The following is a 23,321-nucleotide window of genomic DNA, read 5'->3' as shown; positions in this document are numbered from 1 at the left end:
ATCACTCCTCCAGGACCAGCTTGGCGCCCAGGCGCTGCACCGGCGGCAGGAAGCCCGCCTGCCAGCGCGAATGGGGCGCCTGCGCGAGGAACACGAGCTCGCGGCCGCGCACCGCGGCGGTGACCTCCACCGGCATCTCGACGTCGAGCGAAGTCACGACGAGGCCGCTTTCCTCCGGCGCCGCGAGGCCCTGGAACAGCTGCAGCAGCGTGTCGGCGAGTTCGGTCCTCATGAGGCCGCTCCGACGGGGGCCCACGGGTCTGCGGTCAGCGCGAGGCCCTGGCCGGCGATCTTCGGTGCGGCGGGCGTCGCGGGGGTGGGCGCCGGGAGTGCGGGCGCGGCGACGACGGGCGCCGCGGGCACCGCAGGCGTTCCCGGCACCGCCCCGGGTGGCGCGGCCGGCGCCGGCACCTTCGCGTTGTTGTTGATCAACTGGATGGCCGCCGAATCGGCGAAGCGCTCCAGCGGGAAGGTCTCGCTCGCGAAGCGCACGGTGACCTGGCCGGTGAGGTCGGCCCGCACGTTGATCGCGCTCTGCGCGTTGAGGCTGGTCGTGTTGACCATCACGCTCGTCGCGCCGAAGGGGTTGCGGCCGGCCGTGCCGCTCATGTTGCCGCTGGTGACCTTGTTCTGGTCGAACTTGATGTTGGTCGACTCGGTGGCGTCGATGTGGAACATCAGCTTGGCGCTGATCTCGCCGTCCTTCACCACCACGCGGTTGATGCCCATGAGCACCATCGTCGCCAGCGTCTGCTGCCGCCGCTCGGCCATCTGCCGGCGCGTCGCGGGCACCACCACCTCGTTGATGCTCTGCTCGTCCAGCTGGTCGGGCGTGCTCAGGCCCAGGTCCTTGAAGAAGCTGGGCAACTCGCCCGAGGTCTGGTTCACCACCAGCTTCGCGGCACCGCTGCTCGTGTCGCGCCCGAGCACGCCGCTGTACTGGTCGGCCAGGTAGTCCTTGGCCTGGCCGTCGGTCACGTTGTCGGCCATGAAGCGGTCGACGGTGCCGGCGACGTTCTTCAGCAGCTCCGCGTACGCCTCCATCTGCTGGATGGACGCGTCGACGATGGCCTGGAAGGTGCCCTGGATCAGCGAGGCGACGAAGGTCGGGAAGTCGATCGCATTGAGCGTGGCGCGCGCCACTTCGCCGACGCGTCCCACGGGGCCGCTGCCGGCGGGCGCCGGGGCCGGCGCCGGTGCGGGCTGCAGGCCGGGCGAGGTCTGCGTCGACGGCGATGACGAACCGAGGCCCGACTGGTCGCCGCCCGGTGCGAGCTGCGAGCGCAGGTCGGGCGCCATCTGCCCCGCGAGGCGCGGCGCGCCGCCCGGGCCCGACGCCAGCGCCTGCTGGATCCGCGCGAGCGAGCGGTCGAATTCGCGCCGGGCCTCGTGGCCCAGCGCGTGGTAGGCGGGCGCCCGGTCCAGGACCTGCCGCAGCTGCTGCACGGCAGCGATCTCGTGGCCGGACAGCGGGGCGATGGTGGTGGCGGTGCGCATGGCGGGGGGCGCGTGCGCTCAGAGCTGGAACAGGCGATCGGCCGCCGACGCTTCGCGGATGCGCTGCAGGCGCGCCGCCCAGGGCGTGCCCTGCGCGTGCCGCCCCATGGCCGCAACGATCTCGTCGCGCCCCAGCACCGGCGAGGCCGCGTTGGGGCTCGCGCGCATCGCGGCGATCAGCGCCGCGTGCGTCGCGACGTCCCACACGCCCGTGGGCGGCAGCTTCTGCGCCGCCTGGAAGGACTGCAGGTCCGCGGCTCCGAGGCGCGCCAGCGCGGCCTGCTTCATCGCGGTGGTCTCCACCGGCGTCGCGCATTCGAGGATCCACGCGAGCGCGCCGTCCGCGCCCATCTGCACCGCGCGGTCGATCGCCATCGCGAGGCCCTGCTCGGAATCGAGTCCGATCTGGCGGCAGACGCCGACCACCGGCTGCACGTAGAGGCTCGCGGCGAGTTCGTTCTGCGCCGCCTGGAAGGGCGGATGCTGCCCCGCGCGCCTGAACCGCGCGAGCCAGGGCTCCTGCCACAGGCGCTGGCCGCCGACCGGCCGCAGCCGCTGCGAGAAGCCGTCGCCGGACTGCCAGGCGCGCGGGCCGTCCGCGGCGGTGGTCACGGCGATCAGCGTGTCGGCGTCCGGGAACGTGCTGTCGAAGGTCGCCCGGTCGCGCTCGCGCATCAGCACCAGCAGCTGGCCCAGCGTGCCGTGCTCCTGCACGAAGGGGAAGCCGCCGAAGGTGAGCCCGAGGTGGTAACGCTGGTAGGCCGGGTGCGCGGTGCCGAAGCGGCCGGCGAATTCGCCGTCGTCGATGACGCGGGCGAAGCCTTCCTTGCCCGACTCGAAAGGCATGATGCGCGCGAGGATCGCCTTGCAGGCGGCGATGTCGAAAGGCACGCGCGCGGGCTCGACGGCGGCGGCGTAGCCGTCCGCGTAGTCGTCGCCGTAGGCTTGCGCCGCCGCCTCGATCTCGACTTCGTCCTCGTCGCGTTCCCCCGCCTGCGCGACGTGCGCGCTGTCGGCATCTTCGTCGGGCAGCATCTCGGGAAGGGCGTCGCGGGGGGCGTCGTAGGCCTGCGCCTCCTCGTGTTCCGCGCGATAGGCCGGAGCGTCGTCCCGGTCCTCCGCCTGCTCCTGGTACGCGCGCACCGGGGCGGGCTCGCGCTCGGCCGCGGCGTAGGCGGACGGGGCGCCGAAGCCGTCGTCGTAGTCGTCGCCCCCTTCGCCGTACGCGGCCGCCGTGGCGTCGGCCTGGTCCTCGCCCACCTCCTCGTACGCGCGGACCGGCGTGGCGGGCTCGCCGGCCAGCGAGGCGGGATTGGCGTAGCCGTCGTCGTAGTCGTGGCCGGCCGCATAGGCGTCTTCGAAGACGTCGTGGAGTTCCTCCTCGCCGTAGGCGGCGGCGGTTTCCTCGTCCGACGGGATGGGCGCGTCACCGTCGTCGGCCGCGAGGCCCACCGATTCCGGCACGGTGCCGCCGACGTCCTCGCCGATGTCCTCGTACGCCTGTCCCCGGGCATCCTGCGCATCGACGCGCAGCAGCAGCCCCACCGGCGTGCCGAACATGAGCCCGAGCGAGCCGTTCAGGCCCGTGTCCACGCTCACCGAGGGCGCCTCGCGCGGCAGCGACTCCGGTGCCTGCGAATAGGTGGCGCCGGTGCCGTTCTCGTCGGCGTAGGCGATCAGCGTGTAGTACAGGCGCGGCGCGGGCAGCATCGGGTGCAGCGCGCTGCGCGGCACGAGGTAGAAGCAGGGTGGCCCGTCGAAGGCCAGCAGCCCTTCGCGCTGGCTGTCGTAGAAGTTGGAGGCGTTGCGCGCGCCGGCCTGGTCGGGGGCGAACAGGGCGCGGTCGCGCGCGACCAGCACGCGGAAGCGCGGGCGGCCGCCGGTGTCGACGCTGAAGCCCAGGTCGCTGTGGCGCTTGTCCAGCGTGTCGTGCAGCGGGGTGATCCGCGGCACGCCCGACGCCAGCGCGCGGGTCCTCAGGGCAGCACCGTGCTCGATGGTCAGCATGGACGACTCCTCGTGGCTCAGCCCCCGCCCTGCGCAAGGCGTGTGCCACCACGCAAGTCCTTGATTGCGCGCGGGATTCGCGGAAAGGCGGGGGAGGGGTGGTCAGCGGGTGCGACAACGGGCGTGGACAGCCGGGGCCGCACCGATACAGATCTGTCACGGCACGACCGATAGCCCCGCCTTCCGGCGCCCCTTGCAGACGACCGGCACGCCCTCCATGACGAGCGGAACGCTCGCGACGGCCGGTGTCAACCGCCGGGACGAGCGGGGGCGCAGCTTACTTTTGGTGGCTTCCCACCTTCAGGCGGATGGAAGTAATCTCCCACCCACGGCTGATGAGCTTCTGTTGCAGGAGTGGCAACAACTGACGGAGCTTCGCAGCCGCCGCGTTGCTGTCCACCAGCAGGCACCACGTGGTCCCCTCGACGGGACCGGGCCGGATGGACGCACGCAAGGGCGCAGGGATGGAGGCCTCGATCGCCCTGAGCCTTTCGCCGGAATCTCGCGCGAGCTGGGCGAGCCGCGCGAGCGTCGGCGCCTCCTCGGCGGCCTGTTGCAGGCTGACCGGGTGATGCCGGCGGATCGTTGGGGACGAGGACATGAGGGGGAAAAGAAGATGCATTTCATTATCACGGATGCCTGGCTCGCCAAGAGCCGCGCGGTCCACCTGAGCGGAACGAAGCTGGTCCTCGCGCTGCTCACGCTGGCGCTGGTGCTGGTGTTCCTGTCCGCGGGCCTCTACCACTGGGTGCTGCTCAAGGGCGCCCGCGAGCGCTGGCCCGTCATCGGCTCGGTGGTGCGCTTCGTGGTGCAGGACGAATTCGAGCAGCGCGACCGCTTCATGCGCGAGAACCTCGACGCCATGGCGCGCAAGCTGGGCGACATGCAGGCCCGCATGCTGCAGCTGGAGGCGCTCGGCGAGCGCGTCGGCGGCCTGGCCGGCGTGAAGCCGGAGGAGATCAAGGTGAGCAGCGCCGGCCGCGGCGGCGCCTTCGTGCAGGGCCGCCCGCTGACGCTGGAGGAAGTGCAGGCCACGCTGGCCGACCTGGAGCACCTCACCGGCGAGCGCACCGACCTGCTGACGGTCATGGAGTCCCGCCTGATCGACCAGCGCCTGAAGAAGATGATGGTGCCGACGCAGAACCCGGTGAACGCGCCGGTGGGCTCGCGCTTCGGCTGGCGCATCGACCCCTTCAACGGCCGCCAGGCCCTGCACACCGGCCTGGACTTCCAGGCCAACGTCGGCATGCCCATCGTGGCCGCGGCCGGCGGCGTGGTGGTGACCTCGGAGCCGCACCCCGAGTACGGCAACATGGTGGAAGTGGACCACGGCAACGGGGTCGTCTCCCGCTACGCCCACGCCTCGCGCCTGATCGTGAAGAAGGGCGACCTGGTCAAGCGCGGGCAGCAGATCGCCCTCGTGGGCACCACCGGCCGGTCCACCGGCCCGCACCTGCACTTCGAGGTGCTGGTGCAAGGCGTGCACCAGGACCCGTCCAAGTTCCTCGCCGGCAACGGCCAGGTGCCCGTGCCGGCCCACGACAACGTGGCCCAGATCGCGGTCGGGCCCGACCATCGCCCGCACTGAGCGTCCCGCATGACGAAAAAGCCCCGCCGCGCGGGGCTTTTTCATGCCTCTTCCGTCTGCACCGGCCTACAACCCTGCACAGTTAAAATCCCCTGCTTTGGCTGCCGCCCCGCCCCGGGCCTTGTGGAACGTGCAAGGCGGCGCCACCTGACCCTGCTGAACAACTAAAGGACTGCGCTGTCCGGACCGCCCGCCCAGGCGGTGCCTGACGACCTCGCGCCCATGGCCACCAACTTCCTGACCAAAATCTTCGGCTCCCGCAACGACCGCCTGATCAAGCAGTACCGGCGCACCGTGGAGCAGATCAACGCGCTCGAGCCCTCGCTCGAAAAGCTGTCCGACGAGCAGCTGCGCGCCAAGACCGAGGAGTTCCGCGGCCGCGTGGCGCAGGGCGAGGAGCTCGATGCCCTGCTGCCCGAGGCGTTCGCCGTCGTGCGCGAGGCCTCCAAGCGCGTCATGCGCATGCGCCACTTCGACGTGCAGCTGATGGGCGGCATGGCGCTGCACCAGGGCAAGATCGCCGAGATGCGCACGGGCGAGGGCAAGACGCTGACCGCGACGCTGCCGGTGTACCTGAATGCGCTCTCGGGCAAGGGCGTGCACGTCGTGACGGTCAACGACTACCTGGCCAACCGCGACGCGCAGTGGATGGGCCGCCTGTACAACTTCCTGGGCCTGACCGTCGGCGTGAACCTGCCGCACATGCCCAAGGACGAGAAGAAGGCCGCCTACGGCGCCGACATCACGTACGGCACCAACAACGAGTACGGCTTCGACTACCTGCGCGACAACATGGTGTACGAGGTCGCCGACCGCGTGCAGCGCGTCCTGAACTACGCGATCGTCGACGAGGTGGACTCGATCCTGATCGACGAGGCGCGCACCCCGCTGATCATCAGCGGCCAGGCCGAGGACCACACCGACCTGTACATGGCGATGAAGTCCGTCGTGCCGCTGCTCACCAAGCAGGAAGGCGAGGCCGACCCGCGCACCGGCGAGGGCGTCACCAAGCCCGGCGACTTCACGGTGGACGAGAAGACGCACCAGGTCTTCCTCACGGAGCAGGGCCACGAGAACGCCGAGCGCATCCTCGCCAACCTGGGGCTGATCCCCGAGGGCGCGACGCTGTACGACCCGGCGAACATCTCGCTGATGCACCACCTGAACGCGGCGCTGCGCGCGCAGCACCTGTTCCACCGCGACCAGCACTACGTGGTGCAGGACGGCGAGGTCGTCATCGTCGACGAGTTCACCGGCCGGCTGATGCAGGGCCGCCGCTGGAGCGACGGCCTGCACCAGTCCGTGGAAGCCAAGGAAGGCGTGCAGATCCAGCCCGAGAACCAGACGCTCGCCTCGATCACCTTCCAGAACTACTTCCGCCTGTACGGCAAGCTCGCCGGCATGACCGGCACGGCCGACACCGAGGCCTACGAATTCCAGGAGATCTACGGCCTGGAGACGGTGGTGATCCCGCCGAACAAGCCGAGCAGGCGCGACGACCAGCTCGATCGCGTCTACAAGACCTCGCGCGAGAAGTACGAGGCGGCGATCCAGGACATCCGCGAATGCCACGAGCGCGGCCAGCCCGTGCTGGTCGGCACGACCTCGATCGAGAACTCCGAGATCATCTCCGACCTGCTGCAGAAGGCGGGGCTGCCGCACCAGGTGCTCAACGCCAAGCAGCACGCGCGCGAGGCGGACATCGTGGCCCAGGCCGGCCGCCCGAAGATGATCACGATCGCCACCAACATGGCGGGCCGCGGCACCGACATCGTGCTGGGCGGCAACGTGGAGAAGGCGGTCGAAGCGCTGGAGGCCGACGAGACGGTGGACCCGGCCGGCAAGCAGGCCCGCGTCGCCGAACTGCGCGCGCAGTGGCAGCAGGACCACGAGAAGGTCGTGGCCCTCGGCGGCCTGCGCATCATCGCCACCGAGCGGCACGAGTCCCGCCGCATCGACAACCAGCTGCGCGGCCGCTCCGGCCGGCAGGGCGACCCGGGCTCCTCGCGCTTCTACCTGAGCCTGGACGATCCGCTGATGCGCATCTTCGCGGGCGACCGCGTGCGCGCCATCATGGACCGCCTCAAGATGCCCGACGGCGAGGCCATCGAGGCGGGCATCGTGACGCGTTCCATCGAGAGCGCGCAGCGCAAGGTGGAAGGCCGCAACTTCGACATCCGCAAGCAGCTGCTCGAATACGACGACGTCGCCAACGACCAGCGCAAGGTGATCTACCAGCAGCGCAACGACATCCTGGACGCGGGCCAGCTCGGCGCGCAGATCGCGGCGCTGCGCGAAGGCTGCTTCACCGACATCGTGCACCAGTTCGTGCCGCCGGAATCGGTCGAGGAGCAGTGGGACCTGGCCGGCCTGGAGAAGGTCCTCAACGACGACTGGGGCATCGCGCTGCCGCTGAAGGCCACGGTGGAGTCGTCCGAGTCGATCACCGACGAGGACATCGTGGAGAAGGTCGTCGTCGCCGCCAACCAGGCCTTCGACGCGAAGGTCGCGCAGATCGGCGAGGAGAACTTCACCCACTTCGAGCGCATGGTGCTGCTGCAAAGCATCGACACCCACTGGCGCGAGCACCTCGCCGCGCTCGACTACCTGCGCCAGGGCATCCACCTGCGCGGCTACGCGCAGAAGCAGCCGAAGCAGGAGTACAAGCGCGAGGCCTTCGAGCTGTTCGGCCAGATGCTGGACGCGGTGAAGAACGAAGTCACCCGCGTCCTCATGACGGTGCGGCTGCAGTCCGCGGAGCAGGTGGAGCAGGCCGCGGAGGACATGGAAGACCGCGCCGAGCGCATCGCCAACGTCACCTACACGGCGCCGACGGAAACGGGCGAGGTGGAGAGCATGACGGACACGGCCACCGCCGTGGCGCAGCGCCCCGCAGCGGCGGCGGCTGCCGTCGCTGCGGCGGCCGGTGCGCGCGTCGGCCGCAACGATCCCTGTCCTTGCGGCAGCGGCAAGAAGTACAAGCACTGCCACGGGCAGCTCACTTAATCCGTCCTTACGCGGCTGCCTTAACCCGCGTTGCCGACGAGTAACAAGCCGTAAAGACCCCTGTCAGTCCTGACAGGGGTGCGCTCGCGCGTTCGCAACAACTTGCATCCAATGGTCAGCTCTGGAGTGAGGAGTTGTCCATGGAAGTCGTTGAGAAAGATGTCACGAACGGAACCGCTGGTTCCCCCCAGGCGACCGGTCCCGGCCTGTCGCAACACCTGCGGTCGCGCATCGCGCGCGAATTCCGCGATCGCTACGAAAAGGAGTGGGGCAAGCGCTTCGTGACCCACGGGAGCCCTCCGGGCCCCGACGCGGTGCGCCTCGACGGCAACGATTACCTCGGCGTCACGGGGCACGCGGACATCGTGAACGCGCAGATCGCGGCGCTGCGCAACCAGAAGGACTTCGTGGTGCAGTCGGGCGTGTTCCAGCTCGATGGCAGCAGCCACCACCGCTTCGAGCAGGCGCTGGCCGCCTTCGTCGGCCACGAGACGGCGCTGCTGTGCCAGTCCGGCTACACGGCCAACCTGGGGCTGATCCAGGTGATCGCCGACCCGGAGACGCCCGTCTACGTCGACAGCCTGGCGCACATGTCCCTGTGGGAGGGCGTGCGCGCCGCCGGCGCGCCCGCCACGCCCTTTCGCCACAACGACCCGGAGCACCTGTCGCGCATGATCGCGCGCGGCGGCCCGGGCCTCGTGATCGTCGACTCCGTCTACAGCACCACGGGCGCGCTGTGCCCGCTGGCGCGCATGGTGGAAGTGGCGGAGCAGCACGGCTGCATGATCCTGGTGGACGAGTCGCACTCGCTCGGCACGCACGGCCCGCAGGGCCGCGGCCTCTGCGCCGAGCTGGGGCTCAGCCACCGGGTGCACTTCATCACGGCCAGCCTCGCCAAGGCGTTCGCCGGTCGCGCGGGCTTCTTCACGATGCCCGAGGAGCTGCGGCACTACCTCATGTGCCACAGCTATCCCAGCATCTTCAGCTCCTGCCTGCTGCCGCAGGAGATCGCGGGCCTGCATGCCACGCTGCAGATCATCGAGGGCGCCGACGATGCGCGCGCGGCCCTGCGCCGCAACACGCAGCGCCTGCGCGCGCGGCTCGTGCAACTGGGCTACCCCATCCAGCACGGCAGCGAGCAGATCATCTCGCTCGAGGCCGGGCCGGAAGTGGAGACGCTGGCGCTGCGCGACGAGATCGAGAAGCGCAACGTGTTCGGCGCGGTGTTCTGCGCTCCCGCGACGGCCCGCAACCGGGCCATGGTGCGCCTGACGCTCAACGCGGGCCTGACCGACGCGGAGCTCTCCCACGTGGAGGCGGTCTGCGAGGAGATCGCCCCGATCGTGAAGCCGTGGGAGTGGCAGATCGCGCGCCGTAGGGTGGCCGGCGGCACGCCGGGAAGGTGAGCGACGCGAACCCCACCGATCGCGTTCAATCCTGCACGAACCGCTTCGGCTGGCGCGCCAGCCAGCGGCTGTAGCTGTTGTCCGGGTCCGGGCCGTTGGGCGTCTCCACGGGGAAGACGGCGCCCAGCAGCCCGCCGGGCTCGCCCACGGCGAAGGCGTTCACCAGCGAGATCGGCTGCGTGGACGACAGGGCTTGGCGAAGCTCGATGTCCGCGAGCCTGGTGCCGGCGCGGATCTCCTCCACGTCGGCCGCGCCCACGCCGGCCACCTCGGCCAGCTCCGCGAGGGCGTGCAGGCCCTGGCGCGTCTCCAGCTGCAGCCACGCGACCTTGCCGTTGGTGTCCATGCCGAGCACGCCGAAGGGCGCGCCGATCACCACGTGCTCGACCCAGTGCTTCTGCGTGAAGGTCGCCAGCCAGGCGTCCACACCCGGCGAGCGCAGCAGCGCGTTCTGCTCCTGCGTGAGGGTGGAGCGCCAGATCTGCGCGTGGCGCGCGTGGGAGGTGAAGAGCAGGTGCTCCACCGCTTCGCGCAGCCGCCGCGAGATGTCCTGCGTCTGCTTGGGAATGAACTGGTCGATCAGCCCGCGGTTGAACGCGCGCACGGCCACCTGTTCGTCGGCCTGGCCGGTGAGCAGCACGCGGGCGCCGGGCCAGTCGCCGAGCTCCGCGAGCACCTGCAGGCCGTCCATGCCGGGCATGGAGAAGTCGACCACGCACACGCGCGACAGCGCATAGCGCTCGGTGTAGCGGGACCAGTAGGCCAGGACCTGCGGGATGAGGGGCTTGCCCTCGCGCCAGAGGCTGATCAGCTGCTGCTGGTTCCAGGCGTCGGCCTCCCAGAAGGGCGGCTCCTGCATGAGGTGCGCGATGGCGTCCGTCGGGCGCAGGAACAGCCTCAGGTGCCAGCTGCGCGGGAGCACGAGCGCGAGCATCTCGAGGTAATCCGGGTCGTCGTCCAGGAAGACGACGGTGCCGGGACGGTGGAACAGGGGAAACGTCATGGCGGGCTGGCGGACCTGCATTGTCCTATGCGACCGGCAGCTCGATCGTGAACACGGCGCCCTGGTGGGGCGCGGTCTTCACGCGGATGGTGCCGTGGGCGCCGTGCACGACCCGCTGGCAGAAGGCCAGTCCGAGCCCGTGGCCGGTGCCGCGGTCGGTGGAGAAGAAGGGCTGGAAGATGCGCTTGCGCAGGTCGGCATCCATGCCGATGCCGTTGTCCGTGAAGACGATGCGCCCCCGCTGCCCGTGGGCGCCGACCTCGATGAGGAGGTCGCCCGGCTGCGGCGAGGACGAGGCCGCGGCGAGCGAGCGCAGCGCGTTCTTGGTCAGGTTGTCGATCACCTGGTGGAACATGTCGCGCGAGCCGACGAACTGGAAGTCGCCGTAGACGCGCACCACCACGGCCTGGCGCTCGCGCGTGCTGCGGTAGGGATAGGCCTCGGTCGCATGGCGCACCAGCGCGGCGGCGGAGATGCGCTCCGGGTTGCCCACGTGCCGCATCAGGCGCGCGTTGGTGATCTGCATGTCGATCTGGTGGTTCATGTTGCGCACCAGGGTGTTCAGCCGCGTGCCCAGCTGCAGCAGCCGCTCGCCGCTCTCGCCGGCATGCTGCGGCGCCTCGTTGCGCACCGCTTCGGCGATGAGCTGCATGGTGGCCAGCGGCGTGCGCAGTTCGTGGGCCATGATGCCCATCGTGCCCAGCGTGAAATGGAGCTGCTCGCGCCGCAGGTTGGAGGACGAGATGCCCAGGATCAGCCCCATGAACCAGCAGAAGGCGAGCACCACCATGTTGGTGAGCGAGCGTTCCAGGCTCATGTCGGGCGTCGGCGGGCCGAACGTCTCGAACGCGAGCCATGCCACCAGCATGCCGGTGGCCCAACCGAGCGTGGCCAGGCGCCAGTCGGTGAGGTGGTAGTAGATCAGCAGGGCCGCGCCCAGGCTCGCGAGCCACACCGCGTTGCCGCTGTTGCAGAAATACATCCACGAGAAGAACCACGGCAGCGTGATCCAGAAGATGCCCGAGAAGATGATCGCGGCCCCGCGCGTGGGCGGCGAGGCGGTGACGCCCGGGATGACGAGCAGGCTCAGCCCGCACAGCGCCATCAGCAGGCGCAGGAAAAGGTTCTCGTAGGGCTGCGGCAGCCACAGCGCCCACACGGCGTAGAAGACGGGGTGCCCGAGCATGGTCGAGACGCCGAGCGCGCGGATCCGCCACTGCGAGGGATGCAGGATCGGCTCGACCAGCGACTGCAACACCTCGTCCGAGGCTTTCTGGCGCAAACGCATGGAGATGGATCCGAGTGCAGCCCGCGGCGGCAGGGGATAGGCGGCGCGCTGCAGTTCCTCGTTCATGGTGGGTGGTCCGTTGGTGATATTGTCACAGCCCGGCAGCGGTACGAACGAATGGGCATGGGGATCCCTGTTAACTTTGACAGTGTCAGCCTGGACGGCATCCTCAGCGACTGGGTGGCGGCGCTGCGCGAATTCTCCGTGGAGGCCGTGGTGGTGCTCGGGCCGGACCCGTTCGGCAGCTCCGACGACCGCCAGGTGGTGGCGGTGCACCCGCCCCTGGTGGCCGAGGCCGCCGCCGCCCTGGCGGAAAGCCGCGACTTCGGCGCCCGCTGGCGCGACTCCGATGCGCCCCTGGTGGCCTGGCAGACCATCGCCAAGTCCGACCCCCTGCACACCAGCCGCTGGCGCCTGCTCTGGATGGCGCACGGCTACCAGACCGTGGTGCGGGTGGAGTTCTCGCTGCCCGCGGGGCGCGCCTTCGAATGCTTCATGTTCAGCCCGCGCGAACTCACCGACCGCGCCGACGCGGCGCTGCTCGCCTGGTCGGCCCTGAACATCTGGCCGCTGGTGAAGCGCTCCATCGCCACGGCGCGCTCGCGCCTGAGCCCCCGCGAGCGCGAGTGCCTGGAGCTCGCCTTCCAGGGCAAGACGGCGCGCGAGACGGCGCAGGAGCTGCAGTGCACCGAGCGCACCGTCAACTACCACCTGGCCAACGCCATGAACAAGCTGAAGGTGGACAACAAGATGGCGGCGATCCAGCGCGCGTGCTGGCTCGGGGCGCTCTAGTTTCGTCCTGACGGGGGCTGGGCCGCAGCAACCGCCGGGTTTACCATTGCGGCCCATGAGCGCCTCCGACGACGACCGCACCGCGTCCCTCATGACGCCCGCCAGGCTGGCGCAGCTGCAGGTGCGGCCCGCGCCGGCCGCTTCGCCCACCGCATGGCTGGACCAGATGGCCACCGATGCCGGCAGCGGCCACGTGCGCCGCCTGCAGGACCTGCGGCAGCAGCTCGAGGCGGAGGTGCGCTCGCGCGAAGGCGACTTCCCCCCGGCCGCTGCGAGCTGCGACGCCCTGCGCGGCGCCGTCGAACAGGTCGATTTCTCCGCGGTGCAGCCGCGGGGCTGGCTGGCGCGCGCCACCGGCAAGGGCAAGGAGGCCGTCGCCGCGTTCAAGGCGCAGCACGGCAAGGTGACGCATGCGGCGGAGGACCTGGCCGACGAGGTCCGCGGCCTGCAGAAGCAGCTCGCGGCCCAGGGCGGCGGGCTGGACAAGCTGGCGCTGGAGATCGGCGCCGAGGTGCGCGCCCTCGAGAAGATCATGGACCAGGGCGCCCGCTGGCTGCAGGACATGCGCAACCAGCTCAAGGCGCGCGAGGCGCCGGAGGACGATCCGGATGCGGTGCGTTGCGAACTGCTGGTGGCGCGGCTGAAGCTGCTGCGCACGGTGGTCTCCACCATGCAGCAGGCCGTGGAGCGCTGCAAGGCCGCGCGGGCACGCCGCACCAGCGTGCTCGCCTCGCTGCAGCAGCTGCTGGACGAGGAATGGAAGTCGGCGCAGCAGAAGCTGGGGGCCGTCGTCCGCGAGGTCGAGGAGTCCGGTGCGGCCGACGCGGAAAGCCTGGAGCGCGCGGGCCGGGCGCGCGAGACCCTGCAGGGCGCCCTCAAGCAGGCCGCCCAGGACTGCACCAACGTGCAGGCGCTGGAACAGGCGGCGGCCGACGAGGTCGCCGCGCTGCAGGTGCCGCTGCAAGCCGCAGCATGAGCCGCCGGGCCGCCCCAGGGCTCATGGCCCCGCAGTGCGCAGCACGGAGGGTAGTCCAGTGACCTTCCTGGCCATCGACATCGGGAACACGCGCCTGAAGTGGGCGGTGTACCCGCAGGCCGTGGTGGGCGCGCAGCCGATCGCGAGCGGTGCGGAGTTCCTGGAGAACATCGACAAGCTCGCCGACGGCGAGTGGGCCGGCCTGCCGTCGCCCGAGCGGATGCTGGGTTGCTGCGTGGCCGGCGACGCGGTGAAGCGCCGCGTCGAGGAACAGATGGAGGAGCTCTGGCTCGTGCCGGCGCACTGGGTGGTGCCGAGCGCGGCGGAGGCCGGCATCGTGAACGGCTACGACCACCCGACGCGCCTCGGCGCCGACCGCTGGGTCGCCATGATCGGCGCGCGCCAGCGCATGCTGGCCAGCGGTCCCGAGCGGCCGATGGTGGTCGTGATGGTGGGCACCGCCGTGACGGTGGAAGCCGTCGACGCGCACGGCCGCTTCCTGGGCGGCTTCATCCTGCCGGGGCACGGCATCATGCTGCGCGCGCTGGAAAGCGGCACCGCCGGCCTGCACGTGCCCACCGGGGAGGTCGTCGAATTCCCCACCAACACCAGCGACGCCCTCACCAGCGGCGGCACCTTCGCCATCGCCGGCGCCATCGAGCGCATGGTGCAGCACGTCCGCGAGCACTGCGGCGCCGAGCCGGCCTGCTACATGACGGGCGGCGCCGGCTGGAAGATGGCCCCGCACATGCTGGAACGCTTCGAACTGCTGGAAAGCCTCATCTTCGACGGCCTGCTGGTGATCGCGCAGTCGCGGGCGGTGGCGGCTTGAGGGGCGCTCCACGCTGGGGTGCGCTTCGCGCAACCCAGCCTACGGGCCCTGGTGATCGCGCAGTCGCGGGCGGTGGCGGCTTGAGGGGCGTTCCGCGCTGGGGTGCGCTTCGCGCAACCCAGCCTACGGGCCAGCGATGCCGGCGGGCGTAGGCTGGGTTGCGCGAAGCGCACCCCAGCGATTCGTCATTCCCCTCCCAACCCGTCCACCGCCTGCAGCAGCGCCTCCCGCGACTGCGCCAGGATCTGCCCGCGCCACGCGTCGGTGTCCGTGTAGAACGCTTCCATCATGCGCTTGCGGATCGCGGCCGCCTTTTCCGCGGGGGCGTCGGGGTGCGCGTTGAGCCACTGCTCGCCCCGCAGCGCATTGAACACGTCCATCACCGGCAGCGTGCCGTACTCCATGGCAATGCCCGTGTACTCCGCCTGCGGGCACTCCTCGTACGCCGCCGTGAACATCAGGCCCGTCAGTCGCGCCGAGGACGAGGAGCCGTCGTAGAAGGAGACCACGGGCGTGCGGCCATCGCCGCCCCACCACGCCTGCGCGCGCGCGAGCGCGACGGGGTCGTCGATGCCCGCGTAGATGCGCTCGCCGACGCCGCTCGGGCCGAGGCCGGTGTGGATGTCGATCCAGGCGATGCGGCCGGCGCGGCGGCCGTGGGTGCGCAGCACTTCGCGCAGCGCGAGGTTGCTCCAGGTCGGGGCGCGGCCGCCGAAGTAGAGGCCGTCCGGGTGGGTGTGCTGCCCGCCCGAGACCACCGCCTGGAAGGCTTTCTCGCCGTGCTTCGCGATGTACGCGCCCAGCGCGTGCTCGTTCTCCGCCGTCGGCGGCCACTCGGGCGGCACCAGCACCGGATGCAGTTCGCCGAAGCCGGGGTTCTCCGGCAGGGGCGCCGCGAAGTCGTGGAAGTTGCGGTTCAGGTCGACGTTCTCATGCGTCGTCCGGCGCAGGTGCGAGAAGCCGTAGGGGTTCAGGCCGTGGATGTAGAGCACGGCCACGCCCTGGTCGGCGGCGCGTTGGCGGAACTCCGCGTCGCGCAGCGCCGCGACCTGCACGCCGCTGCCGCAGAAGCCCTCGACGCCGTGGCAGGCGCTGCTCAGGACCAGCAGCTTCGCCGCACTCGGATGGCCTTCGCGCGCGACGTCCATCGCGAGCGCCTCGCCTTCGAGGCCGGGCAGGGGATGGGGCTTGCCCTCCACCTGCAGGCCCGCGTCGGCCGCGGCTTGCAGGAACTTCCGGCGGGCCTCGGCGTAGCTGCGCGAGAACGCGCCTGCGGCGCTCACGCGCTGCCCTTGGCCAGCCACTCCTCCGCCAGCCGCACCCAGTAGGTGGCGCCCAGCGGGATGAGGTCGTCGTTGAAGTCGTAGCTCGGGTTGTGCAGCACGCACGGTCCCGCGCCGTGGCCGAATTCGCGGTGCGAGCCGTCGCCGTTGGCGATGAAGCAATAGGCGCCCGGCTTGGCCTGCAGCATGAAGGCGAAGTCCTCCGCGCCCATCGTGGGTTCCTGCACGAGGACGTTCTCCTCGCCGACGATGGTGGCCATCACCTTGCGCGCGAAATCCGCCTCGGCCTGCGAGTTCACCGTCGCCGGGTAGTTGCGCTCGAAGCTGAACTCGCACTGCGCATCGTGCGCGGCGCAGGTGTTCTCCGCGATCTGGCGCATGCGCTTCTCGATCAGGTCCTGCACTTCCTCGCGGAAGGCGCGCACGGTGCCTTGCAGCTCGCAGCTGTCGGGGATCACGTTGGTGGCTTCGCCGGCGTGGATCATGGTGACCGAGACCACGCCCGCGTCGATCGGCTTGACGTTGCGGCTGACGATGGTCTGGAAGGCCTGCACGACCTGGCAGGCCACCGGCACCGGGTCCACGCCCAGGTGCGGCATGGCGCCGTGGCCGCCCTTGCCGCGGATGGTGACCTTGAATTCGGCGGTGGACGCCATCACCGGCCCGGGGCTCACGGCGAAGCGCCCGACCTGGCCGCCCGGCCAGTTGTGCATGCCGAAGACGGCTTCCATCGGGAATTTCTCGAAGAGGCCGTCCTTGATCATCTCGCGCGCGCCGCCGCCGCCTTCTTCCGCGGGCTGGAAGATCAGGTAGACGGTGCCGTCGAAGTGGCGGTTGCGGGCGAAGTGCTTCGCCGCCGCGAGCAGCATGGCGACGTGGCCGTCGTGCCCGCACGCGTGCATCCGGCCGGCGTGCTTGCTGGCGTGCGCGAAGGTGTTGAATTCCTGCATGGGCAGGGCGTCCATGTCGGCGCGCAGGCCGACGGCGCGGGAGGAAGTGCCGTTCTTGACGATGCCGACGACGCCGGTGCCGCCCAGGCCGCGGTGCACCGGGATGCCCCATTCGGCGAGCCTGGCCGCGATGACGTCGGCGGTGCGCACTTCCTCGAAGCAGAGTTCGGGATGGGCGTGGATGTCGCGGCGGACGGCGACGATGGACGCAGCTTCGGTGACGATGGAGTCCAGGAGCTTCATGGTGGTGCGAGGGGGTCCTGCTGGGAGCCTGCCAGTCTACCGAGGTGCAGGAAGCATGCCTATGAGGGGTAATCCGCGAAATCTTTTCGCGCAGAATGCGGCGCATGGCTGCCACCCCTTCCGCGCCGCGCGCCCTCGCACTGGCGCGCACGCTCGTCGGCTTCAACACCGTCAGCGCGAACACCAACCTGCCGCTCATCCATTGCATCCGCGACGAACTCGCGCGCCTGGGCGTGAAGAGCCGGCTGAGCTACAACGCGGACAGGACCAAGGCGAACCTGTTCGCCACGCTGGGCGAGGGCAAGCCGGCGGGGCTGATCCTCTCCGGCCACACGGACACCGTGCCGTGGGACGGGCAGGACTGGTCGGTGGATCCGCTCGGTGGCGTGGTGAAGGACGGCCGCCTGTACGGCCGCGGCTCGGCGGACATGAAGGGCTTCATCGCCACGGCCGTCGCCCATGCGGAGCTGTTCCTGAACAGTTCGGCGCCGTTCGCGATCCACTTCGCCTTCAGCTACGAGGAGGAGATCGGCTGCTTCGGCGTCAAGGAGCTGATCGCCGACCTGCGCGACGCGGGCATCGCACCGCTCGCGTGCATCGTCGGCGAGCCCACGTCCATGGTGCCCGCCATCGCGCACAAGGGCGTGTACCGCTACCGCTGCTGCGTGCGCGGCAAGGAGGCGCACTCCTCGCTCACCCCGCACTCGGTGAACGCGATCGAGATGGCGGCGCGCGTGGTCGGCCGCGTGCGCGACATGGCGGAGGGATTCGAGCGCGAGGAGCCGCGCTATGCGGGCTTCGACGTGCCGTTCTCCACGGCGAGCGTCGGCCAGTTCCACGGCGGCATCGCGGACAACGTCGTGCCGCGCGACGCGGAGTTCCGCTACGAGTTCCGCGACCTGCCGACGGCCGATGCGCGGGCCATGCAGGAGCAGGTCGTGGCGTATGCGCGCTCGCTGGAACCGGCGATGCGGAAGGTGGCGCCCGACACGGGCTTCCGCTTCGAGACCCTCTGCGAGATCCCGAGCTTCCTCGGCTCCGAGCAGGACGGCGTGACGCAGCTCGCGATGCGCCTCGCCGGCGAGCCGCGCACGACCAACGTGGCGTTCGGCACGGAAGCGGGGATCTTCAGGAATGCGGGGATCCGCACGGTGGTGTGCGGGCCGGGCAGCATCGGCCAGGCGCACCAGCCGGATGAATACGTGAGCCTGGAGCAGCTGGGGCGGTGCCAGGCGTTCATGGAGGGGTTGGCACAGGTGCGGGGGATCTCTTGATCTTGATCGGTGGGGTTCGCTTCGCTCACCTTCCGGCGCTGTCGCGCCGCCACCCTACGAATTCCCGGCGCCCCCTGCAGGGTGGCGCGGCGAAAGCCGCGGAAGGTGAGCGCCAGCGTTCGAGTGACGCCGTGGCGGCACGTAGCCCGAAGAGAAGGCGAAGCCGAGCCTCGGACAGCCCACCGATGACCCCGCCTTACGTCCGCACCTTCCCATCCCCCGTCAGCATCGACAACTCCACGAACTTCGACGCCACGTGGTCGTTCGGCGAGAACGACACCGTGAAGCCGCCGAAGTCCTCGTTGCCGATGGCCTCCAGCCCCGCCACCACGCCTTCGTGCGTCGGCTTGCCGCGGCGGATGCCTTCGGCCATCACCTTCGCGGCGAGGTAGCCTTCCATGCTCGAGAAGTTGGCCTGGTAGTCGCCGCCCGCCTTCTTCACGGCGGCGAGGAACTCGCGCGTGATCGGGCGCGCCGCGTTGTACGGCGAAGGCATCACCTGCGAGACGACCACGCCCGTGGCGTCCTTGCCCAGTTCGTCGGCCAGCGCCTGCGTGCCCACGAAGGACACGTTGAAGAAGGTGCCGCCGAAACCGGCCGCCCGCGCCTGGCGGATGAACGCCGCACAGGCCTTGTACGCTCCGATCTGCACGATCGCATCCGGCTGCGCCGCGACGAGCTTCCTCACCGCGCCCGCCACGTCCACGGAGTTCCGTTCGACGGTGGCCTGCGCCAGCACCTTCATGTTGCGCGCCTTCATCGCGAGCTCCACGCCGTCGAGGCCGGCCTTGCCGTACGCGTCGTTCTGGTGGAAGACCGCGATCCCGTGCACGTTGAGCGAGGTGAGCTGCTTGACGATCAGCTCGGTCTCGTCGTTGTAGGAAGCGCGCACGTGGAAGGCCCAGCGGTTCAGGGGCTGGCGCAGCGCCATCGCGCCGGTGAAAGGCGCCACGAAGGGAATCTTCGCGGCGGTTGCCAGCGGCAGGGCGGCGACGCTGGTGGGCGTGCCGATGTAGCCGAAGAGGGCGACCGGGTCTTCCGCGATCAGCTTGCGCGTGTTCTCCACGCAGCGATCCGGCTCGTAGCCGTCGTCCAGCTTCACCAGCTCGATCTGGCGGCGGTGCAGCCCGCCCTGCGCGTTGAGCTGGTCGAAGTAGAGCTTCGCGCCCTGGTGGAACTGGATGCCCAGCTGGGCGGATGGACCGGTGAAGGGGGCGGACTGGGCGAGCAGGAGGCGATCGCCCTGCGCGCGCAGCGCAGGAGCGCCCGCGAGGGCGGCCGCGCCGGCGAGGGCACGGGTGAAACGGCGTCGGTTGAGCATCCGGACGATTCTCCGGACCGGGCCTTGCTTTTCGCTGTCGGATGGGCCTGGGGCCCTAGGCCAAATCCCTAGCGCGCCACACGGGTTGGTTACCATGCACGCCACCGCGCCCGCCCGCCGACGACAATGGACCGCATGCTGGAGACCGTCCCCGCAGCCGCCGCACGCCAGGTGCCCGGTGCCTGTCCGCACGACTGCCCCGACACCTGCGCCCTGGTCACCACCGTGCAGGACGGCGTGGCGGTGCGCCTGCAGGGCAACCCGGCGCACCAGCCCACCGACGGCGTCCTGTGCAACAAGGTGTCGCACTACCTGGAGCGCACCTACCACCCGGAACGCCTCCTGCAGCCGCTGCGCCGCAGCGGCCCCAAGGGTTCGGGCCGCTTCGAGCCGGTCTCCTGGGACGCCGCGCTGGACGACATCGCGCGCCGGCTCTCCGCGATCGCCGCGCGCGACCCGCAAGCGATCCTGCCTTACAGCTACTGCGGCACCATGGGCCTGGTGCAGGGCGAGGCGATGGCCGGCCGCTTCTTCCACCGCCTGGGCGCCTCGCTGCTCGATCGCACCATCTGCGCCTCCGCCGGCGCCGAGGCGCTCGTCCAGACCCTGGGCGCCAAGGTCGGCATGAAGGTGGAGTTCTTCGCCGAGGCGGGGCTGATCCTCGTGTGGGGCAGCAACGCGATCACCAGCAGCGTGCATTTCTGGCGGCTCGCGCAGGAGGCCAAGCGGCGCGGCGCCAGGCTGGTGTGCATCGACCCGCGGCGCACCGAGACGGCGGAGAAATGCCACGAGCACGTGCAGCTGCTTCCCGGCACCGACGGCGCGCTGGCCCTCGCGCTGATGCACGAACTGGTGGTCCACGACTGGCTGGACCACGACTACATCGCGCGCCACACCTCGGGCTGGGAAGGCCTGCGCGAACGCGCGCTGCGCTGGACGCCCGAGCGCGCCGCGCACGTGTGCGGCATCCCCGCGCAGCAGATCCGCGACCTGGCGCGGGACTACGGCACGATCCGCCCCGCCGCCATCCGCCTGAACTACGGCATGCAGCGCGTGCGCGGCGGCGGCAACGCGGTGCGCGCGGTGGCGTGCCTGCCGGCGCTCGTGGGCGCGTGGCGCCATCGCGCGGGCGGCGTGCTGCTTTCGAGCTCCGGCTTCTTCCCCGCCGACCGCGCGTGGCTGCAGCGGCTGGACCTGCTGGGCGATCGCCGGCCGCGCACGATCAACATGGTCACCATCGGTGACGACCTGCTGCGGCCGTCCTCGCCGTCCTTCGGCCCGGCGGTCGAGGCCGTCGTCGTCTACAACAGCAACCCGCTGGCCGTGGCACCGGAGTCGGGCAAGGTGGCGCGCGGCTTCGCGCGCGAGGACTTGTTCACCGTGGTCCTGGAGCAGTTCCACACCGACACGGTGGACTACGCGGACTACGTCCTGCCCGCCACGACGCAGCTGGAACACTGGGACATCCACGGCACGTACGGCCACACCGACGTGATGCTGAACCAGCCCGCGATCGCGCCCGTGGGGCAGTCCCGGCCCAACACGCAGGTGTTCCGCGAGCTGGCGCAGCGCATGGGCTTCACGGACGCGTGCTTCCGCGACAGCGACGAGGACCTGTGCCGCCGCGCCTTCGGCGGCCACGTCGATTTCGAGCGGCTGCTGGGGCAGGGCTTCGCGAGCCTGCACATCCCGGACGCGCCGTTCGCCGATGGCGGCTTCCCCACGCCTTCGGGCAAGTGCGAGTTCTTCAGCGAGCGGCTCGCGCGCCAGGGCCTCGACGGCCTGCCGGACCATGTGCCGAACTACGAGGCCGCGGGCAGCTCGCAACGCCATCCGCTGGCCATGATCTCGCCACCGGCGCGCAACTGGCTCAACTCCACCTTCGTCAACGTGCAGAGCCTGCGCGACATCGAGGGCGAGCCGCTGCTGGAGATACATGCGGACGATGCGGCCGCGCGCGGCATCGTGGACCGCCAGATGGTGCGCGTCTTCAACGACCGTGGCGAGTACCACTGCCGCGCCCGCGTGTCGAAGCGCGCGCGCCCCGGCGTGGTCAACGGCCTGGGCATCTGGTGGCGCAAGCTCGGGGCCAACGGCACCAACGTCAACGAACTCACCAGCCAGCGCCTGACGGACCTGGGCCGCGCGCCCGTGTTCTACGACTGCCTGGTCGACGTCCAGCCCGCGTGAGGAAGAAGGCACTGTTCATGGGATTGGCGGGCGTGGGAGCGGTGGCAGTGGCGGCGACGCTGTGCCTCACCGGGTGTGCGAACGTGGGCTACTACTGGCAGTCCGTCACGGGGCACCTGAACATCATGGCGGCCGCGAAGCCGATCGACGAACTGCTGCAGGAGCCGCAGACGTCCGAGCGGCTGCGCGAGCGCCTGAAGCTGGCGCAGCGCATCCGGCGCTACGCGGTCACCGAGCTGCACCTGCCGGACAACGCCAGCTACCACCGCTACGCGGACCTGCACCGCACCGCCGCCCTCTGGAACGTGACCGCCGCCCCGGCGTATTCGCTGGAGCTGAAGACCTGGTGCTTCCCGGTGACGGGCTGCGTGGGCTACCGCGGCTACTACGACGAGAAGCGCGCCCGCGTCGATGCCGCGGACCTGGCGCAGCAGGGCTACGAGACGAACGTCTATCCGGTCACGGCGTATTCGACCCTGGGGTTCATGAACTGGGCGGGGGGCGACCCGCTGCTGAACACCTTCATCGGCTACCCCGAAGGGGAGCTGGCGCGCCTGGTCTTCCACGAGCTCGCGCACCAGGTGATCTATGCCAAGAACGACACGACCTTCAACGAGTCGTTCGCCACCGCCGTGGAACGCCTGGGCGGCGAGCGCTGGCTGCGCACGCAGGCCGACGACAAGGCGCGGCAGGAATACGCGGCCTACGACGGCCGCCGGCGCGCGTTCCGCGAGCTGTCGCGGCGCACGCGCGAGGACCTGAAGGCGCTGTACGAGACGCCGGGCATGGCGCCCGATGCGAAGGAAGCCGCCAAGCAGCAGCGCATGGCGCAGTTCCGCGAGGAATACGAGCGGATGAAGGCGGGCCACGGCGGCGAGGAGCGCGTGTGGCGCGGCTACGACCGCTGGGTGCGCGAGGCGAACAACGCCTTCTTCGGGGCGCAGGCGGCGTACGATGAACTGGTCCCGGGCTTCGAGGCCCTGTTCCACGCCAACGGGGACGACTGGCCGCGGTTCTATGATGCGGCCCGGCAGCTCGCCGCCCTGCCGAAGGAGGAGCGGCACCAGAAACTGAAGGAGGCCGCCGGTGGCTGACATCCGCATCGTCCGTGAACACGCCCTGGGCCTCGAACAGGCGCGCAAGCTCGCCTGGCGATGGGCCGAGGTGGCCGAGAAGAAGCTGGACATGGAGTGCACCTACGAGGAGGGCAAGACCCACGACACGGTGCGTTTCGAGCGTCCCGGCGCCAGCGGCGAGCTGCACGTGGGCAAGGACAAGTTCCAGCTGCACGCGAAGCTCGGCCTGCTGCTCGGCGTCTTCAAGGGCAAGATCGAGAGCGAGATCGTGAAGAACCTCGACCAGCTCCTCGAGCAGGAGGACCCGCTGCATGCTTTCGAGCAGGGGCTGGCGAAGCACGAGGCGAAGAAGGCCGCCAAGCATGCCAAGCCGCATGCGGAGGGGCACAAGCCGGCGGGGAAGACGGCGGCGAAGGCGGCGCCGCGCAAGCACAAGTAGCCAAGGTGCATGTCATTGCGGGCTTGACCCAGTAGTGTCCGGAGATCCATTCTCATTTGAGCGCTAAGTTGTTGATGCGCATGGAGAAAGAGGTGGTCTCCGGAGAAATCTATATCGATTCCGCGTGAGCTGGCTTGGACACTTTCCGCT

At 70.3% G+C, this 23,321-nt stretch carries 19 protein-coding genes; 10 read left to right on the top strand and 9 right to left on the bottom strand.

The annotated features are described in order from the left end of the window. Window position 1: 1 nt before the first annotated feature. The 4 genes from H8N03_RS16200 to H8N03_RS16185 form a co-directional block, all read right to left on the bottom strand. A complete protein-coding gene (locus tag H8N03_RS16200; RefSeq protein ID WP_187077242.1) occupies window positions 2–232 on the bottom strand; it encodes a hypothetical protein in 231 nt (76 codons plus the stop codon). Beyond that, a complete protein-coding gene (locus H8N03_RS16195) occupies window positions 229–1,497 on the bottom strand; it encodes a hypothetical protein (protein ID WP_187077241.1) in 1,269 nt (422 codons plus the stop codon). Before H8N03_RS16195 ends, H8N03_RS16200 begins: the two co-directional genes overlap by 4 nt. Window positions 1,498–1,515: 18 nt before the next feature. After that, on the bottom strand, window positions 1,516–3,504 hold the full coding sequence (locus H8N03_RS16190) for a hypothetical protein (protein WP_187077240.1): 1,989 nt from the start codon (window positions 3,502–3,504) through the stop codon (window positions 1,516–1,518). Between the two features lie 277 nt (window positions 3,505–3,781). After that, window positions 3,782–4,126, bottom strand: a complete 345-nt coding sequence (locus H8N03_RS16185; protein WP_255428255.1) for a hypothetical protein — start codon at window positions 4,124–4,126, stop codon at window positions 3,782–3,784. On the opposite strand from H8N03_RS16185, the gene H8N03_RS16180 reads away from it, so the two are divergent. The 3 genes from H8N03_RS16180 to cqsA all read left to right on the top strand — a co-directional run bounded on the left by H8N03_RS16180 (window position 4,121) and on the right by cqsA (window position 9,504). After that, complete coding sequence (locus tag H8N03_RS16180) at window positions 4,121–5,092, top strand: M23 family metallopeptidase (RefSeq protein WP_187077239.1); 972 nt, start codon at window positions 4,121–4,123, stop codon at window positions 5,090–5,092. The genes H8N03_RS16185 and H8N03_RS16180 overlap by 6 nt on opposite strands. Before the next feature lie 222 nt (window positions 5,093–5,314). After that, window positions 5,315–8,098 (top strand): preprotein translocase subunit SecA, encoded by a 2,784-nt coding sequence (gene secA, locus H8N03_RS16175; protein WP_187077238.1) that lies wholly within the window; start codon window positions 5,315–5,317, stop codon window positions 8,096–8,098. Between the two features lie 140 nt (window positions 8,099–8,238). Next, the gene (gene cqsA / locus H8N03_RS16170; RefSeq protein ID WP_187077237.1) at window positions 8,239–9,504 is read left to right on the top strand and encodes an alpha-hydroxyketone-type quorum-sensing autoinducer synthase; all 1,266 of its coding nucleotides are present in this window, start codon (window positions 8,239–8,241) and stop codon (window positions 9,502–9,504) included. A 25-nt stretch (window positions 9,505–9,529) separates the two neighbouring features. Here cqsA and H8N03_RS16165 read toward each other — a convergent pair whose 3' ends face one another. After that, window positions 9,530–10,528 carry a response regulator gene (locus H8N03_RS16165; RefSeq protein ID WP_255428254.1) on the bottom strand — a complete coding sequence of 333 codons (999 nt, stop codon included), beginning with the start codon at window positions 10,526–10,528 and terminating at the stop codon, window positions 9,530–9,532. A gap of 4 nt (window positions 10,529–10,532) precedes the next feature. Continuing rightward, the gene (locus H8N03_RS16160; RefSeq protein ID WP_255428253.1) at window positions 10,533–11,861 is read right to left on the bottom strand and encodes a sensor histidine kinase; all 1,329 of its coding nucleotides are present in this window, start codon (window positions 11,859–11,861) and stop codon (window positions 10,533–10,535) included. 57 nt (window positions 11,862–11,918) lie between these two features. Between H8N03_RS16160 and H8N03_RS16155 the strand changes: the two genes are divergently transcribed. Genes H8N03_RS16155 through H8N03_RS16145 form a run of 3 tightly spaced genes read left to right on the top strand, consistent with a single transcriptional unit; the run spans window position 11,919 to window position 14,395 of the window. Beyond that, window positions 11,919–12,587, top strand: coding sequence for a helix-turn-helix transcriptional regulator (locus tag H8N03_RS16155; RefSeq protein WP_187077236.1), 669 nt, complete (start codon window positions 11,919–11,921; stop codon window positions 12,585–12,587). 55 nt (window positions 12,588–12,642) lie between these two features. Then, window positions 12,643–13,563, top strand: coding sequence for a hypothetical protein (locus H8N03_RS16150; protein WP_187077235.1), 921 nt, complete (start codon window positions 12,643–12,645; stop codon window positions 13,561–13,563). 58 nt (window positions 13,564–13,621) lie between these two features. After that, window positions 13,622–14,395: a type III pantothenate kinase gene (locus H8N03_RS16145; RefSeq protein WP_187077234.1), complete on the top strand. Its 774-nt coding sequence runs from the start codon at window positions 13,622–13,624 to the stop codon at window positions 14,393–14,395. Window positions 14,396–14,580: 185 nt separating this feature from the next. On the opposite strand, the gene H8N03_RS16140 is transcribed toward H8N03_RS16145, so the two are convergent. After that, complete coding sequence (locus H8N03_RS16140) at window positions 14,581–15,678, bottom strand: M14 family metallopeptidase (protein ID WP_187077233.1); 1,098 nt, start codon at window positions 15,676–15,678, stop codon at window positions 14,581–14,583. Then, entirely contained in the window at window positions 15,675–16,871 is a 1,197-nt protein-coding gene (locus tag H8N03_RS16135) for a M20 aminoacylase family protein (protein ID WP_187077232.1), read from the bottom strand. Before H8N03_RS16135 ends, H8N03_RS16140 begins: the two co-directional genes overlap by 4 nt. Window positions 16,872–16,975: 104 nt before the next feature. On the opposite strand from H8N03_RS16135, the gene argE reads away from it, so the two are divergent. After that, a complete protein-coding gene (gene argE, locus H8N03_RS16130) occupies window positions 16,976–18,145 on the top strand; it encodes an acetylornithine deacetylase (RefSeq protein ID WP_187077231.1) in 1,170 nt (389 codons plus the stop codon). Between the two features lie 196 nt (window positions 18,146–18,341). On the opposite strand, the gene H8N03_RS16125 is transcribed toward argE, so the two are convergent. Beyond that, complete coding sequence (locus H8N03_RS16125; RefSeq protein WP_187077230.1) at window positions 18,342–19,466, bottom strand: ABC transporter substrate-binding protein; 1,125 nt, start codon at window positions 19,464–19,466, stop codon at window positions 18,342–18,344. 135 nt (window positions 19,467–19,601) lie between these two features. Here H8N03_RS16125 and H8N03_RS16120 point away from each other — a divergent pair, with 135 nt between their 5' ends. Genes H8N03_RS16120 through H8N03_RS16110 form a run of 3 tightly spaced genes read left to right on the top strand, consistent with a single transcriptional unit; the run spans window position 19,602 to window position 23,171 of the window. Then, a complete protein-coding gene (locus H8N03_RS16120) occupies window positions 19,602–21,656 on the top strand; it encodes a molybdopterin-containing oxidoreductase family protein (protein ID WP_187077229.1) in 2,055 nt (684 codons plus the stop codon). Window positions 21,657–21,673: 17 nt separating this feature from the next. Continuing rightward, complete coding sequence (locus tag H8N03_RS16115) at window positions 21,674–22,750, top strand: aminopeptidase (RefSeq protein WP_187077514.1); 1,077 nt, start codon at window positions 21,674–21,676, stop codon at window positions 22,748–22,750. Then, a complete protein-coding gene (locus H8N03_RS16110; RefSeq protein WP_187077228.1) occupies window positions 22,743–23,171 on the top strand; it encodes a polyhydroxyalkanoic acid system family protein in 429 nt (142 codons plus the stop codon). Before H8N03_RS16115 ends, H8N03_RS16110 begins: the two co-directional genes overlap by 8 nt. Window positions 23,172–23,321: the final 150 nt, after the last annotated feature.

This window comes from Ramlibacter cellulosilyticus (assembly GCF_014297465.1).
Taxonomy (GTDB): domain Bacteria; phylum Pseudomonadota; class Gammaproteobacteria; order Burkholderiales; family Burkholderiaceae_C; genus Ramlibacter; species Ramlibacter cellulosilyticus.
Note: the sequence above shows the minus strand (reverse complement) of the source record. Positions and strands in the feature narration are given on the sequence as shown.